Below are 15,692 nucleotides of genomic sequence, written 5' to 3' on the forward strand. Positions count from 1 at the left end.
ATCGTTGAACCAACGACCCCGGGCATGCGCTGGTCGCGGCCGCGCCACGCGATATCGATCCCATTTCGCGTGGTTCATTCCTTTTGGGTCTTTTATGACTATCTGGTCGTTGTTGGGATGTAGTGTCCTGTTCAACGCGACCGCGACCTCCCGTGACCGGCACGGGGGAGGACTGGAGGAGATGTGACGTCCTCGCTATCGGGCCGACGCTTCCTGATCACCGGTGGAACCGGCTCGTTCGGCCAGACGATGGTCACCCGTCTGCTGAATGCCGGCGCCGCCGAGGTGCGCGTACTCAGCCGCGACGAGTCCAAACAGGACGCGATGCGACACCGGCTGCGTGACGATCGGGTCCGGTACTACGTCGGCGACGTCCGGGACTACGACAGCACCGTCAAGGCGAGCCGCGGCGTCGAGTACGTCTTCCACGCCGCCGCGCTGAAGCAGGTGCCCTCGTGCGAGTTCTTCCCCCTCGAGGCGGTCCGCACCAACGTCCTCGGCAGCGCCAACGTGGTGGACGCCTGTGAGCGCAACGGCGTGGAGGCCCTGGTGCTGCTCAGCACCGACAAGGCGGTCTACCCGGTCAACGCGATGGGCATGACGAAGGCGCTCATGGAGAAGGTCGCCCAGGCCCACGCCCGCAACAATCCGGGCGCCCGTACGCGCGTCTGCTGCGTCCGCTACGGCAACGTCATGTACTCCCGCGGCTCGGTCATCCCACTGTTCATCGATCAGATCCGCAACGGCGTCCCGCTCACCGTCACCGAGCCGGCCATGACCCGGTTCCTCATGTCACTGGAGCAGTCGGTCGAGCTGGTCGAGCACGCCTTCCACCACGGCCAGCCGGGCGATGTGTTCATCCGCAAGGCGGACGCCTGCACGATCGGCGACCTGGCCACCGCGTTGTGCAACCTGTTCGGGGTACCGGCGAAGTTCGACGTGCTGGGAATCCGGCACGGCGAGAAGCTGTACGAGACGCTGGCCAGCCGGGAGGACCTGGCCCGGGCCGAGGACTTCGGCGAATTCCTGCGCGTTCCCGTCGACAGCCGCGACCTCAACTACGCCCTCTACTTCGAGGAGGGGGACACCAACCGCGACCACCGGGTCGACTACCACTCGCACAACGCCCGGCGCCTGGACGTCGCCGAGGTCATGGCCCTGCTGCGGACCCTGCCGGAAGTCGGCGCGCATCTGGACGAGATCGCCCTGCCGACCGTCGCCGCACACCCGTGAGCGGCGCGACCCACCCGGGCCACACGCCCGAGAGCACCGACCGGGTGGCACTGGTCAGCCAGTGGTTCCCCCCGGAGCCGACCGGCATACCCCTGGGCATCGCACGGTCGCTGCGCGGGCACGGGTTCCCGGTGGACGTCCTGACCGGTGTCCCCAACTACCCGACCGGGATCGTCCACTCTGGTTACCGGGCCCATCGCAGGAGCCTGGAGAACCGGGACGACCTCCGGGTCCTACGGACACCCCTGTACCCGAGCCACGACCGCTCGGCGGTCCGCCGGACCGTGAACTACCTGAGCTGGGCCGCCTCCTCCACCGCACTCGGCGGGACGATCCTGCGTGACGCCGACGTCGCGCTCGTCTACGGGTCGCCCATCACCGCGGTTTCCGCGGCCATGGCCGCCCGGTTGCGGTGGGGCACACCGTACGTGCTCATGGTGATGGACCTGTGGCCCGACTCGGTCTTCGCCACCGGCTTCCTGTCCGACGGTCCCGGCCGCCGCCTCGCCCAGTACGCCCTCGGCCGGTTCACCGATCGCGCCTACCGCTGGGCAGACCACGTCACGGTCCCCTCCCCCGGCCTGCGCGAGACGGTGGTGGCCCGGGGCGTGCCGGCGGAGAAGGTCTCCGTGGTCTACAACTGGGCCGACGAGAAGGTGATGCAACCGACCGAAGCGGACCCGGGACTCCGAACGCGACTCGGGCTCGGCCGGGACGACTTCGTCGTCATGTACGCCGGCAACCTCGGCGCCGCCCAGCGGCTGGACGTCGTCGTCGAGGCCATGGAGCACCTGGGGGATCTGCCCGACGTTCACCTGGTGCTGGTGGGCGACGGGGTCGAACGGCCACGGCTGCGGGAACGGGCGCGGCCGCTGTCGAACGTGCACTTCGTCGACCAGATCGAGCCGTACCGGATCGCGGCGGCGATGGCCGCGGCGGACCTGCAGATGGTGTCCCTGGCCGACGAGCCGCTGTTCCGCATCACCCTCCCGGGCAAGGTCCAGGCGATCCTCGCCTGCGGTCAACCCGTCCTCGTCTGCGCGCCCGGCGACGCGGCCCGCATCGTGACGGACGCCGGCGCGGGCTTCGCCGCCCCACCGGGCGACCCGGTCGGTCTGGCGGAGGTCATCCGGCAGGCGCGCGCGACGCCGGCGCACCGGCTGCGCGCCATGGGGGATGCCGGCCGCCGCCACTACCTCCTGCACATGAGCGAGGCGACCAACGCACAGGTGCTCGCCGACCTGCTGGCCCGTGCCGCACGGCGACGTGGCTCAGCGACCCGCCAAGACAAGGAGACAGGATGATCCGCGTTCTCGTCCTCGGCGCCACCGGAATGCTGGGCCACACCCTGATGCGGGAACTCGCCCGCGACCCGGACGTCGACGTCCGCGGGGCGGCGCGGGCACCGGACATGGCCGCGCACTTCCCGGCCGACCTCGCCGCCCGGATCACCACCGGGGTGGACGCGTTGGATACCGACGGGATCCGGCGTCTGCTGCACCGCGTCCGGCCGGACGCGGTGGTCAACTGCGTGGGAGTCGTCAAGCAGCGCCCGGAGGTCCAGGACGCCGTCCAGACGGTGTCCCTGAACGCTCTGTTCCCCCACGTGCTCTCCCGCGAGTGCGGCCGGGTCGGCGCCCGTCTGATCCACGTCAGCACCGACTGCGTGTTCTCCGGCGACCGCGGCAACTACCAGGAGACCGACCTGGCCGACCCGGCGGACCTGTACGGCCGGTCGAAGTTGCTGGGCGAGGCCACGTCGGGCGGAGCGTTGACGCTGCGGACGTCCATCATCGGTCACGAACTCGCATCGAACCGGTCCCTGGTCGACTGGTTCCTCACGCAGTCGACGGTGGTCCGGGGCTACACCAAGGCCATCTACAGCGGGGTGACGACGGTCGAGTTCGCCCGGTTGCTGCGCACCGTGGTGCTGCCGCGGACGGGCCTCGCCGGCCTGTATCACGTGGCGGCGAGCCCGATACCGAAGTTCGACCTGCTCCGCCTGGTCGCGGCGGAGTACGCCTGGACCGGCGAGATCGTTCCGTTCGACGGGTTCGTCTGCGACCGGTCGCTGTCGGCCGAGGCGCTGGCCGCGGCAACCGGCTACCGGCCGCCGGCCTGGCCGGAGATGATCGCTTACCTGCATTCGGCCCGGTCCCGGTGGGGATTGACCCCGCCGGTCACCACCCGCCGCGCCCACCCGTCGCGCTGAGTCGGCCGGACCTCGGATCCGACGTCAGACACAGGTCAGCGCCCGTCGTCCGCGACGGGCGCTGACCTGTACCGCGGCCCTTACCAGATGGGCCGCAGGCGATCCGTGGCGCGTCAGCGACCGCGCGTGGCCGCCGCGTCGGTGAGGATCTCGAGGTACCGCGCCAGCTGGTCCTCCCGGTAGAGGCCGTCCATGGTCGACGCCGGGAGCTCGGCGATCCGGCCGGTCCGGTCCTTCTCGGCGAGCCACGTCCGCAGCTGGTCGGCGATCTGGTGCGGGTCGCTGAGGACGGCGCCGGCGTTGCGCGACCGGATGATGTCGGCCACGATCCCATTCGGATGCCCGAGCATGAGGATGGGCCGCCGGGCGCGGAGGTAGTCGAAGAACTTCCCGGGCATCGTGCCGGCGTCCCGCGGATCGTTCCACATCACCAGGACCAGGACGTCGGCCTCGGCCTGGACGCGCCACGACTTCTCGGCCGACACCTCACCCAGGTTCGTCACGGAGTCGGCGACCCCGGCGCGTTCCGTGGCCGCCTGGGCCACCCCGTTGTCCTCACCGGCGAATACGATGTTGACCCGCCGGGCGTCCGGCCCCAGCAGCGCGACGGCGTCCAGCAGGGGCGATGGGTCCCGCTTGCCGGGGTTGAGCCGTCCGGTGTGCGTCAACGTCAGCGTCGAGGACGCCGGGGCGGCTGGCGCGGGCGGGCTGGTCGGTTCCTCCGCCGTCACCGCCGGCTGCCGGTCGATGCCGTTCATCACGACCTTCGTATCGATCCCGAACGTGGAGCGCATGATCTCGGCCAGCGGCTCGGAGATGGTGACACAGCTCGACGCCGAGCGGAGCAGCCGGCGCTCCAGCCGGTGGTCGATGGCCCGCCGGACCGGTGTGCGGCCGTACGGCCAGTAGTCGTTGCCGACGGTCCAGAGGTCCCGGTAGTCCGCCACCCAGGGCACGTTCAACCGGCGGGCCAGTCTCGCGGCCACCAGGTACGCCGACGCAGGCGGACCGGTCACCATGATCACGTCGGGGCGCCAGCCGTCCCGGGTCCGCAGGAACTGCCGGACGGCCGGCACGACCCAGTTGACGCAGGCGTCCGGGATCAGGACCTCCCGCCCGATCGCCCCGAGCGCCGTCAGCAGCCGACGCCGGCCCACCCGGGACCGCGCCTCCGCCCGGCGGACCGACGAGACGAGCTGGGCCGATCGGGGCACCGGAGCAGCCCGGACTATCCGGCCCTCCGGAATCCCGGCATCGGGTGCGTCGGAGTCCGCCGGCGTCGCGGTGAGCACCCGTACGTCCCATTGCTGGTCGGCCGCGAACCGGGCCAGTTCGCCGGGCCGCCGCGCCCCGACCGATTCCGACGGCGGAAAGACGTACGCGATGATCAGCAGTCGGGGTCGCATGTCGATTGACTCGTTCCTCGAGGGACGCAGCTCGGCGCAAGCAAATGGCGCAGGCGACGTCCGTGTCGCCGCTTGAGAAGGCTCCCGTTTTATAGCCATTTGAGTCAACGATCCATCACGTGTCGAGTCACGCCGCGGTAAGGACTGGTCGCTGGCACCGGGTGACGAGATCGGCGCTTCACGCGTTATCACTTCATGGACATATTGTCCCGTTTTGTGCGCATGTACCTGGCGATGCCGGGCCCACGTAGCATCGCGCTCGCGCGCGTCGCCGTCGCGGGATCACTGCTGCTGGTGCTGGCCCGACACGTCGACACACCACTCTTGGCCGGTCGTCAGCCCCCCGAGTTGTACCGACCCGTCGGGGTCGCCATGCTGATCGGGCAGGGCATGATCAGTCCGACGCTGCTCCATCTCCTGCTGGGCCTCGCGGGCGTGACCGTCCTGGCCGCGTTGGTCGGGCTGTATGCCCGCACGACCTTCGCCGTCGGCTACTTCTCGACCCTCATCCTGGTGTCGGTCTCGTACTCGTTCAGCGTGCCCTGGAGCCACGGTGAGAACGCCACCTTCCTCGCCGGACTTCCACTGCTGTTCGCACCGCTCGGAGACGCTTGGTCGTTAGGGCCTCGCCGTACGGCGCCCGCGGCATCCGGTGCCAGATATGGCGTTCCGCTGCGTGGCGCCCAGGCCATGCTCGCGCTGTACTTCTTCAACGCTGTCTACTGGAAGTTGAAGACGACGGGCCCGGAGTGGGCATTCTCCGACAACTTGCAGAACATCTTCGCAATCCGCTACCTGGTGATCGGCGAGCACCCGCCGTGGGTGGTGACACTGGCTCTCCAGCAGCCGTGGATCGCCCAAGCCATGGCTGCGAGCAACCTCATCTTCCAGGCCACACCCTTCATCATGCTGCCGCTACTGCGATGGCGCGGACCCCAGTTGCTCGCAGCGGCGGCTTTCACCATGGAGGCGGCAGGCCTGACCGCCGTGATGGGCCTGTTCGGCGGCGAGATGATCCCGCTCGGGTTGATCTTTCTTAGCGTGGACCGCGGCCGAACGGTCGCTGCGGCAGCCGTACCCGTTCCCACGCGCGCCCAGCCGGTGCGCTCCTCGCGGCGCCTGGGCGCCGTTCATGCGGTGGGGCTGATCGTCGCCACCTGCCTGACCGTTCAGACCACCATCGCCTGGTCCAGGTACGACTATTTCCTCCGCTCCTACCCGTTCACCGCAACGGCGATGTACTCGGGCCGGTACGGTCCCATCACCCACCGGCTCTCGGTCGAGATGCGACCGAACCCGCCGGCCGTCTTCCGGGAGCGCGTCCGTCTGCTCTACACCGGCCAGCTCACGGACCAGGCTCTGCTGCTTCGGCGAGCCAAACAGATAGACGCCGAACACCGGTCGTTGTACGGGCGGCCCTTGGACCAGATCGTCATCCGCACCGAGACTTGGGACGTCACCGGCGGTGCTGCCCATGTCGTCAGCTCCACCGTGGTCCTCGCCTGGCGTCCAGGTGAGGTCAGCCACGGATCCTGAGCCCCGACCGAACGCCTACGCCGGCTCCGGCTGTCGCGCCGGCACCTGCTGCTCGTCGCTGTTCGCCGACTCGGACACACGGCTCCCGGCAACGACCGTCCGCAGTGACAGCAGCCAGGACGCCGCGTAGGCGACGGCGGCCGAGAGCCCGAACGCCCACACGGCGGCCAGCGCCGACCCACCGGTGAGCACCGTGAGCCCGACCGCACCGGTGACGACGAGGATCCGGCCCACGTCCCACGCCAGCTGTAGTCCCTGCCGGCCGAAGACGATCAGGGTCTGCGACAGCGGCGACGCGACGAAGTGCGCCGCCGTACCGATGGCGAGAGCCTGGGCGTACGCCCCGCTGCCGGCCCACCCGTCGCCGAAGAGGAGCCGGAACAGCGCCGGGGCCCCCACCACCACGAGGACCGCCCCCGGCAGCGCGATGAGGGCGAGCCGCCGGCTCGCCCCGAGGAAGATCAGCCGAGCCCGCTCGGGCGTCTCCCGTGCCGCCCGGGCGAGCTCGCCGAGGTAGACCTGGGCCACGGCGACGCCGAGCAGCGCGGCGGGTGCCGCGAGGACCCGCTGGGTCAGACCGAGCCACCCCGCGGCCGCGCTGCCGTACCAGTACGCGATCAGCAGCACCGGCAGCTGGAGCCCCAGCACGTTGGTAAGCCCCGACGGAGCCAGCACGAGCGGGAACCGGCGGTAGCGCAGAGCGGTCCGCCACAGTTCCCGAGGGCTCCACGCCCCCTTCGCCTCCGCACTGCGAAGGTGGGCACCGGGAAGCAGCATGAGCGCTCCGGCCGCTTGACCGATGCCAAGTCCCAGGGCCAGTCCGCCGGAGCGCAGCCCGGCCACGCCCGCGAGGAGCTGGGTGAGCAGCATCGAAACGGACTGCAGGAAGTTCCGCCGGCCGATCGAGCCGTACCGGCGATGCCGGATCGCCAGCTGGTTGAGCACCAGGAGGCACCCCATCGCCGCGGACGCCCACGGGACCAACCACAGCCAGGTGCGCAGGGCGGGCTGACCGAAGGCCGCGGCGACGGCGTCACCGACGAACGCCACCACGACCGTGACCGCGACAGCCGTCAGCAGCGCACAGGTCAGCCCCAGAGCGACGAGCCCGTACGCGCGCCGTTCCTCCTCGGGAAGCGGGACGGCCAGCTCGAAGCGGAACGCCGCGACCGTCCCCAGTGTCGCGACCAGGGTGGCGATCACCGTGAAGACGCCGAAGTCCGCCGGACCGTACAGGCGCGCCAGAGCCGGGGCCGCGGCCAGCAGAAGCAGTTGACCGCCGACCGTTCCCGAGGCGATGCTCAGCACCCCCCGGCGGCCGACGGTCAGCCGGGACCGCGCGCCCGCCCGCAGGCCCGTCCTCCGCATCCCTTGTCGCATCCGTCCTATCGGCCTGCGGTCACCGGCACGCCCCGCCCCATGGCCGTGGCCGAGGGTGGCCGGTGCTTACCCACCGTACGGTGCGGCGACGGTGGCGGACCGACCTGACGCGACGACGGGCGGCGGACGCGGACCGGCACCGTGTTCGTCTGCTTGATGCGGCCGCCCCAGTACCAGAGCGCGAGATAGGCCACGAGACCGGTGTTCAACAGAGTTTCCGGGCCGCCCGCGACCCAGGTCCCGAGGACGACCGTCATGCCGGCGTAGCCGATCAGCTCGAGGGAGTTGTAGCTGCGGCGGCGCAGCCCGTGGAAGGACATGGCCTGGAGGATGAAGGCGAGAACCGCGGCCGCGACGAACACCCCGACCGTGCCGACGTTGTGGTGGACAGAGCCCCACAGCGACGGTGGCGCGGTGCCCACCGGCGAACCGTAGAGGGTCGCGAACACCTCGTTGGCCAGAGTGCTTCCCCGGTCGCCCGGAAGCACACCGAGGAGCGACCGGAGCCACTCACCGCCGTTGCTCACCGGCAGCTGGGACGTGTAGTTGAACGCGGCGACCCCGGTGAGCTGGTTGTCCTCCAGGAAGCGCCGGTACAGCTCCGACCCCGTCGCCGCGAGCGGGTTCTCGGCACCGGCGCTGCGGCCCAGCACCTGCGTCGCCAGCAGCACCACGGGAGTTCCCAGAACGGGCACCAGCAGCACCCACCGGGACAGCGCGCGGCCGACGGCGAGGAACGAGTAGACCACGAGGGTCAACAGGAAGAGGAAGAACGCGCCGCGCTGGCCGGTCCCGACGAGCCCCAGCACCGCCAGGCTCAACGGGAGCAGGGCGAGGATGCGCCCCAGTCTGCCCGGGCGGTTGAAGAACCAGATGGCGAGGATGACGGCGAGCGACGGCAGCAGGATGTTGCGGAACTGGTTCGCGTACCCCGGGAAGACGTAGTTCTCCCCCGCGTACGACTCCAGGCGCAAGGTCCGCACGTCCTCCGGCTCTCCGTTGAGCAGGCCCTTGAGCCCGACGACGAAGGCGCTGTAACCGACGGCGGCGAAGTACATGGCCGTGACCAGCATCGACCCCACCGTCACCAGGAGGACGGCCGCTGTCGGCCGGACCAGCCGGACGGCGTACGGCGCGTGGCTCCCCATGCGACGCGGGGTGGTTCGCCGGCTGGCACTGAGGCAGAGGAAGGTCACCAGGCTCACCACCAGGTACGTCGCCACCGCGCCGACCACGAGCAGCCCGTAGAAGGCCTCGGTGGACGAGCCCGGGTCGACGAGCTTCAACGTCCCGAACACCATCAGCAGGTTGAAGACGACGAAGAGCCCGTCCGGCGTCAGGATCCCGTATGTGCGGACCGCGATGGCGTAGTGCAGGACGGCGAGCAGGAGCACTGGAACGAAAAGCCACATCATCGCTTGCTGAAATCCGATCGTCGTCGGGCCCCGTCCGCCGTGCCTCGCACACTGGTGCGGCCTCCCGCCCCGCGCACAACACGGTCAACGACAGGTCACCCGGCAGGTCACGCGTCGCAGAAACGCCCTAAAAGGGATTTAAGCACCGGGCGCACGGCGACAATGGAGATACATCAGAATTCATCGCGAGGCTCCAGTTTCGACCGGCCGTGCGGCCCCGCCGATGCCGAGTTGCCCCGCATCCCCTTCCGGCCGCCAGTCGCCGCCCGCATTCATTGACACACGTCCCCGTGATTCGGAAGGCTCACGCCACAGGTCCTTCCACATCAGGAGGCGCAATGAGGCGCACACGGCTGGCGATCGCCGGCGTGTTCACTCTGGTCGGCGCTCTCGCGCTGACCACACCGGCAAACGCGCGGCCGCCGTCCGATCCGGCCGGCCGCGACGGTCTGGAGGTGTACGTCGGCACGGTGAACCCGGACCAGCTGGAGAAGCTGCGTCATGCCGGCGTCGACCTCGGCCACGACCACGCCGGCACCGACCGCTCGGGGCAGACCCGGATCGAGACGGTGCTCAGCAAGAGGCAGGCGGCGCGGTTGGCCGGCCAGGGCGTGAAGCTGGAGGTCAAGAAGGTACGCGGCAAGGACGCCTCCCAGGCGCTGCGCGAGCAGGCCGCGGCCGGGTGGTCGGCGTTCCGCTCCTACAGCGAGCCCGGCGGCATCCGGGACGAGATCACCGCCACCGCCGCCCGGTACCCCCGGCTGACCAAGGTGGAGACCATCGGCCGGTCGGTGCAGGGCAAGCCGATCCTCGCGGTCAAGGTCACCAAGGACGCGAAGAAGGTCCGGGACGGCAAGCGGCCAGCGGTGCTCTACGCGAGCACCCAGCACGCCCGCGAGTGGATCACGCCGGAGATGACCCGGCGCCTGATGCACCACGTGCTCGACAACTACGGCTCCGACCCGGAGATCACCCGGCTGGTGGACACCACGGAGCTGTGGTTCCTGCCGGTGGCGAACCCGGACGGCTACGACCACACCTTCACGCCCGGCAACCGGCTGTGGCGCAAGAACCTGCGGGACAACGACGGTGACGGGCGGATCACCACCGCCGACGGCGTCGACCTCAACCGCAACTTCAGCTACAAGTGGGGGTACGACAACGAGGGCTCGTCGCCCGACCCGAACAGCGACACCTACCGCGGCCCGGGCCCGAACTCCGAGCCCGAGACCAAGGCGTTGGACCAGCTGTTCCGGCGGGTCGGCTTCGAGTTCTTCGTCAACTACCACTCCGCCGCCCAGCTGCTGCTCTACGGCGTCGGTTGGCAGGTGAGCACACCCACCCCGGACGACGTCATCTACGAGGCGATGGCCGGGGACGACGCGCACCCGGCGGTGCCCGGCTACGACCCGGACATCTCGGCGGAGCTCTACACGACCAACGGCGACACCGACACGCACGCCACGGTCCGGTACGGCACGCTCGGTTTCACCCCGGAGATGTCGACCTGCCAGGCGGCGGCCGCCTCCGACCCGGACGACGAGTGGCGTCCGGAGGACTGCGTCAGCGGCTTCATCTTCCCGGACGACGAGGACCTGATCGCCGCCGAGGTGGCGAAGAACCTGCCGTTCGCGCTCGCGGTGGCGAAGTCCACGCACGACCCGGACGACCCGGTGTCGGTGGTGGGCCGCAGCACCGCGGACTTCGTGGTCGACGCCTTCGACACGTCGTACGGGCGGAACCAGCAGGTCGCCTCGATCACCCGCCGCGCGCTGAAGAACGTGCGGATGCACTACACGGTCAACGGCAGCCGGCCGAAGACGGTCAGCGTGCGCGAGTGGCAGGGCGGCGAGCGGTACGGCGACACGCACGACGACTACTACGCCGAGCTGCGCGGAACGGTGACCGGCACCCGGCCGGGTGACCGGGTCGAGGTCTGGTTCAGCGGCAGCAAGCCGGGAGCCGGAAAGGTGACCAGCGACCGGTTCACGTACCGGGTGCACGACGACATCGGCGGCGACGTCCTGGTGCTCGCGATGGAGGACGTGACCGGGCTCAGCCCCGCCCAGGGCGTCACCACGGCGAAGTACGCCGACGAGATGGCCGCGGCGCTGACCGCGGCCGGCCGCACCAGCGACGTGTACGACTTCGACGCGATGGGGCGCACGGCACCGCACCCGCTGGGCGTGCTCTCGCACTACGAGACGGTGCTGTGGGAGACCGGTGACGACGTGATCCCCCGGGCGCCCGGCCAGGTGCCGGGGACGGCGGCCCGGTCGGCGCTGGAGACCGAGCTGGCCGTCCGGGACTACCTGAACGAGGGCGGCAAGCTCCTGCTCAGCGGCAAGTACGCGCTGTTCGCGCAGGCCGCCAACGGCCAGTACGCGTACCAGCCGAACGGGCCGGCGGAGTGCACCGACGCGGACGACGCCACCTGCCTGCCGCTGCTGAACGACTTCCAGCAGTACTGGTTGGGCGCGTACACCTACGTCAGCGACGGGGGCACCGGTGCCGAGGGCCCGTACGCGGTGACCGGCGAGGACGGCGCCTTCGCCGCGTTCGTCGGCACCCTGAACGCGCCCGGGTCGGCGGCCAACCAGGACCACACGGCGTCGTTCCTGACCACGTCGAGCTTCCTGCCGCGGGACCAGTTCCCGCAGTTCGCCAGCTCGGCGCCGGTCGGCTGGGTGCGGCCGGGCGCCGCGCCGTTCGACCCGCGCACCGGTGACTGGTACCTGTGGAGCGGGCAGGCCGACGAGTCGTACAAGCGGCTCACCCGCACCATCGACCTCACCGGCGCCAGCAACGCCGAGCTGCGCTTCTTCACCTCGTACGACATCGAGCCGAACTGGGACTACCTGATCGTCGAGGCGCACGAGGTGGGCAGCGACGCCTGGACGACGCTGCCGGACGCCAACGGGAAGACCGGCACCGGTACCGGCGATAGCTGCGCGTCCGGCTGGGTGGAGCAGTTGCACCCGTGGCTCGGCCGGTACCAGGGTGAGGACTGCTCGCCGACCGGCACGACCGGCAGTTGGAACGCCGCGACCGGCGCCTCCAACGGCTGGCAGGAGTTCGTGGCCGACCTGTCCACGTACGTCGGCAAGAAGGTGGAGGTGTCGATCTCGTACGTGTCCGACTGGGGCACCCAGGGCCTGGGGGTCTTCCTCGACGACGCGCGCGTGGTCGTGGACGGCGCCACGGTCGGCGAGACCTCGTTCGAGACCGACCTGGGCGGCTGGACGGTGGCCGGCCCGCCGCCCGGCTCGGCGGGCAACGCCACCGACTGGGCGCGTAGCCAGCAGGCGTTCGAGGAGGGCTCGGCGGTGGTCACCACCGACACCGTCTACCTCGGCTTCGGCCTGGAGGGGCTCGCTCCGGCGGCCCGCGACGACCTGGTGAAGCGGGCGCTGACCCACCTGACGGGGGCGGCACGCCGCTGACGGTTCCTTCCCTGGTGCGCCGGCGGTTCCCGGACCGCCGGCGCACCTGCCGTTTCCGGCCGCCCAGCCCGCCTGCGGTGTGGTGAGCTGGGGACATGGATCGAATCCGGCTCGGGCTGATGCTGCACCCGACCCGGGACGTCACCGAGGTGGTCGGCATCATCGCCGACTGGGTGGCCCGGCACCGGATGAGCCTGGCGGTCCGGGCCGCGGACCGGCACCGGGTGCCCGCCACCGTGGAACCGCTCCCCGCCGACGAGGTGGCGGCGACCTGCGATGCGCTGATCAGTATCGGTGGGGACGGCACCATGCTCGGGGCGCTGCGCTCGGCGGTCCGGGACCCGAAGCCGGTGCTCGGCGTGCACCTGGGCCGGCTCGGCTTCCTGGTCGAGGTGGAGCCGCCGGACCTGCCCGCGGCGCTGGAGCGGCTGGCGAACAAGGACTTCGTGGTGGAGCGACACAGCTGCCTGGCCTGTGACGTGTGCGGCGACGACGTCGTGGCCTTCAACGACATCGCGCTGGTCCGGCAGCCCGGCTCGGGCTTCGTCACCGCCACCCTCGGGGTGGACGGACAGCAGTACGGCTACTACCGCTGCGACGCGCTGGTGGTGAGCACGCCGACCGGGTCGACCGCCTACAGCTACGCGGCGGGCGGGCCGCTGGTCTCCCCGGCGAGCGACGCGGTGGTGATCACGCCCTCCGCGCCGATGGCGGGGATCTCCCGTTCGGTGATCCTCTCCCCCGACGAGCACATCCGGTTGGAGCTGACACCGGGCTCCGCGCCGGTCGCGGTGGAGATGGACGGTCTGGTGATCCGGGACGCGGCCACCGAGGGCGCGGTCGAGGTGACCTACCGCCGCGACGCCGGTCTGGTGGTCCGCCTCGACCCACGTCGTTACCAGGAGCGCAACCAGCTCAAGCTGAGCCTCCTGGACCTCCCGCTCCTCCCCGAACAACTCCGCGAACTGCTCCCCGAGGGCCTCCGCGAGCAGGTGAACCGCCGGGCCCTGCCACCCATGCGCTGAATCATGAATCGGACACTAGGTCGGAAAAAGATGAAAACAGGACTCCGAGTGCCATTCTTCCGATAAGCAGGTGGGGGACGTACGTGGCCCCCTGACCTGCCGTAGGTCACCTCTGGGCCACGGACAGGACAGGGAGTCGTACATGCCGCCGGAAGTACAGCGCGTCCAACGAACGGGATCAACAACCGGCTGGGTCCGGGCGAGTCGGCGAACCGCCACGTTCCTGGCCGCCGACGCTCTCGCCTGGGTCGGAGGGTTCATCGTCGCCGCGTGGACGAGGTACGAGCAGAGTCTCACCGCCGACCAGGCGATCAACGCTGCCGTGCTCGGAGGTGCCGCCGCCGTCCTGCACGTCGGCGTCAGCGCGGTACGCCGGATCCGCGCCGGACGCCAACCCCTCGGCAGCCTCGAGGAGGTTCGCGGGATCGCGGGAACGACAGCGTTCACCGCCGCGATCGTCCTGGTCGTGCTCCTGTCGCTCGACGACCGTCCGGCACCCGCCAGCACCCCCGTGGTCGGCGGCGCGCTGGCCCTGCTGCTGATGCTCAGCATCCGCTTCCTGTACCGGCACCAGCGGGACCGTGCCATGCGTCCGGACGCCCGCTCGGCGACCCCGGTGTTGCTCTTCGGCCTCGGCGAGGCGGGACAGGGCCTGGTACGGGCGATGCTGAGCGACCCGAAGGGCCGCTACCTGCCGGTCGGAGCGCTCGACGACGACCCGGACAAGCGCGACCTGCGCATCGCCGGCGTCCGCGTGCTGGGCGGCCGGCACGACGTCGCCGACGCGATTCGCCGTACCGGCGCCACCGCCCTGATCTTCTCCGTCGCCAACGCCGACGCCACGTTGATCCGGCAGATGAGAGAGGCCACCCTTCAGACGGGTGCCGCTTTCAAGATCCTTCCCCCCGTCCGGGACCTCGTGGACCATCGCATCACCGTCAGCGACGTGCGGGATGTCCAGATCAGCGACCTGCTCGGTCGTCGTCAGGTCGTCGGGGACCTGACGGTGGACCACAACGGCCTCACCGGTCGTCGGATCCTGGTCACCGGTGCCGGTGGCTCGATCGGCTCCGAACTGTGCCGGCAGATCATGCGGGCCAATCCCGGCGAGCTGATGATGCTCGATCGCGACGAGTCGGCGCTGCACAGCCTCCAGATGTCACTCACCGGGCGAGCACTGCTGGACGGCCCGGAACTCATCCTCGCCGACCTGCGCGACGACGAAGGCATCCGACGGATCATGCGCGAACGCCGCCCGGAGATCGTCTTCCACGCTGCCGCGCTGAAGCACCTGACCCTGCTCGAGCGCCACCCGGGGGAAGCGGTCAAGACCAACGTCTGGGGAACCCTCAGCGTTCTCGACGCCTGCCGCGACGTCGCCCGGTTCGTCAACATCTCCACCGACAAGGCCGCCGACCCGATCAGCGTGCTCGGCTACTCGAAACGCATCACGGAGATGCTGACCGCACACGCCGCGGCGACCTATCCCGGCACCTTCCTGAGCGTCCGCTTCGGCAACGTTCTCAGCAGCCGCGGATCGGTCGTGACCGCGTTCCAGCGGCAGATCGAGGCGGGCCAGCCGGTGACCGTGACCCACCCCGACGTGACGCGCTACCTGATGACGGTGCAGGAGGCGGTGCATCTGGTGCTCCAGGCGGCGAGCATCGGCCGGGACGGCGAGGCCCTGGTGCTCGACATGGGCGAACCCGTACGCATCGACGACCTCGCGCGCCGCATGATCGCGCAGGCGACCCGTCCCGTCCCGATCGTCTACACCGGGCTGCGGCCCGGCGAGAAACTGCACGAGGACCTGTTGGGACACGGCGAGTCCGACCACCGTCCCCTGCATCCCCTGATCTCGCACGTGACCGTGCCCGTTCTGGATCCCCTCGAGGTCAGTGGGCTGGACCCGTTCGACGAGCCCGAGAAGATCGTCGAGCAACTCGCCCGACTCTGCGGCAGCCTGCCTAGCACGGTCTCCCGCCACCGGGCGGGGATACCGCTGGCACGCTGACCCGGTGGCGGCCGAGCCCGCGACAGCA

10 protein-coding genes are annotated in these 15,692 nt (G+C 70.4%); 7 read left to right on the forward strand and 3 right to left on the reverse strand.

Translation table 11 applies throughout. The annotated features are described in order from the left end of the window. Window positions 1-183: 183 nt before the first annotated feature. From HCJ94_RS11525 to HCJ94_RS11535, 3 genes are read left to right on the forward strand one after another with little or no spacing between them, the layout of a single operon-like run. The gene (locus HCJ94_RS11525) at window positions 184-1,233 is read left to right on the forward strand and encodes a polysaccharide biosynthesis protein (RefSeq protein ID WP_168000978.1); all 1,050 of its coding nucleotides are present in this window, start codon (window positions 184-186) and stop codon (window positions 1,231-1,233) included. Then, window positions 1,230-2,537, forward strand: coding sequence for a glycosyltransferase family 4 protein (locus HCJ94_RS11530; RefSeq protein WP_168000979.1), 1,308 nt, complete (start codon window positions 1,230-1,232; stop codon window positions 2,535-2,537). Before HCJ94_RS11525 ends, HCJ94_RS11530 begins: the two co-directional genes overlap by 4 nt. After that, window positions 2,534-3,445, forward strand: a complete 912-nt coding sequence (locus tag HCJ94_RS11535; RefSeq protein WP_205801077.1) for a dTDP-4-dehydrorhamnose reductase family protein — start codon at window positions 2,534-2,536, stop codon at window positions 3,443-3,445. The genes HCJ94_RS11530 and HCJ94_RS11535 overlap by 4 nt, the downstream gene beginning before the upstream one ends. A gap of 113 nt (window positions 3,446-3,558) precedes the next feature. Here the strand turns inward: HCJ94_RS11535 and HCJ94_RS11540 are convergent, their stop codons facing one another. Then, window positions 3,559-4,851 (reverse strand): glycosyltransferase, encoded by a 1,293-nt coding sequence (locus tag HCJ94_RS11540; protein ID WP_168000980.1) that lies wholly within the window; start codon window positions 4,849-4,851, stop codon window positions 3,559-3,561. Window positions 4,852-5,067: 216 nt separating this feature from the next. Here HCJ94_RS11540 and HCJ94_RS11545 point away from each other — a divergent pair, with 216 nt between their 5' ends. Continuing rightward, window positions 5,068-6,387: an HTTM domain-containing protein gene (locus HCJ94_RS11545; RefSeq protein WP_168000981.1), complete on the forward strand. Its 1,320-nt coding sequence runs from the start codon at window positions 5,068-5,070 to the stop codon at window positions 6,385-6,387. Between the two features lie 15 nt (window positions 6,388-6,402). Here HCJ94_RS11545 and HCJ94_RS11550 read toward each other — a convergent pair whose 3' ends face one another. Further along, on the reverse strand, window positions 6,403-7,755 hold the full coding sequence (locus HCJ94_RS11550; RefSeq protein ID WP_168000982.1) for a lipopolysaccharide biosynthesis protein: 1,353 nt from the start codon (window positions 7,753-7,755) through the stop codon (window positions 6,403-6,405). Window positions 7,756-7,772: 17 nt separating this feature from the next. Then, window positions 7,773-9,179: an O-antigen polymerase gene (locus HCJ94_RS11555; protein WP_168000983.1), complete on the reverse strand. Its 1,407-nt coding sequence runs from the start codon at window positions 9,177-9,179 to the stop codon at window positions 7,773-7,775. Between the two features lie 341 nt (window positions 9,180-9,520). Here HCJ94_RS11555 and HCJ94_RS11560 point away from each other — a divergent pair, with 341 nt between their 5' ends. The 3 genes from HCJ94_RS11560 (at window position 9,521) to HCJ94_RS11570 (ending at window position 15,664) form a co-directional block, all read left to right on the forward strand. After that, entirely contained in the window at window positions 9,521-12,625 is a 3,105-nt protein-coding gene (locus tag HCJ94_RS11560; protein WP_168000984.1) for a M14 family metallopeptidase, read from the forward strand. Window positions 12,626-12,720: 95 nt separating this feature from the next. Then, entirely contained in the window at window positions 12,721-13,650 is a 930-nt protein-coding gene (locus HCJ94_RS11565; RefSeq protein ID WP_168000985.1) for an NAD(+)/NADH kinase, read from the forward strand. Between the two features lie 142 nt (window positions 13,651-13,792). Then, window positions 13,793-15,664 (forward strand): nucleoside-diphosphate sugar epimerase/dehydratase, encoded by a 1,872-nt coding sequence (locus tag HCJ94_RS11570; protein ID WP_168000986.1) that lies wholly within the window; start codon window positions 13,793-13,795, stop codon window positions 15,662-15,664. Window positions 15,665-15,692 lie beyond the last annotated feature (28 nt).

It is taken from the genome of Micromonospora thermarum (assembly GCF_012034245.1).
In the GTDB taxonomy this organism is placed as follows: Bacteria; Actinomycetota; Actinomycetes; order Mycobacteriales; family Micromonosporaceae; genus Micromonospora; species Micromonospora thermarum.

What these genes read in the sequence shown, in the direction of transcription:
- HCJ94_RS11535 (WP_205801077.1), top strand. Translation starts at nt 2,534, where the DNA reads ATGATCCGCGTTCTCGTCCTCGGCGCCACCGGAATGCTGGGCCACACC.
- HCJ94_RS11540 (WP_168000980.1), bottom strand. Translation starts at nt 4,851, where the DNA reads ATGCGACCCCGACTGCTGATCATCGCGTACGTCTTTCCGCCGTCGGAA.
- HCJ94_RS11550 (WP_168000982.1), bottom strand. Translation starts at nt 7,755, where the DNA reads ATGCGGAGGACGGGCCTGCGGGCGGGCGCGCGGTCCCGGCTGACCGTC.
- HCJ94_RS11555 (WP_168000983.1), bottom strand. Translation starts at nt 9,179, where the DNA reads ATGTGGCTTTTCGTTCCAGTGCTCCTGCTCGCCGTCCTGCACTACGCC.
- HCJ94_RS11560 (WP_168000984.1), top strand. Translation starts at nt 9,521, where the DNA reads ATGAGGCGCACACGGCTGGCGATCGCCGGCGTGTTCACTCTGGTCGGC.
- HCJ94_RS11565 (WP_168000985.1), top strand. Translation starts at nt 12,721, where the DNA reads ATGGATCGAATCCGGCTCGGGCTGATGCTGCACCCGACCCGGGACGTC.
- HCJ94_RS11570 (WP_168000986.1), top strand. Translation starts at nt 13,793, where the DNA reads ATGCCGCCGGAAGTACAGCGCGTCCAACGAACGGGATCAACAACCGGC.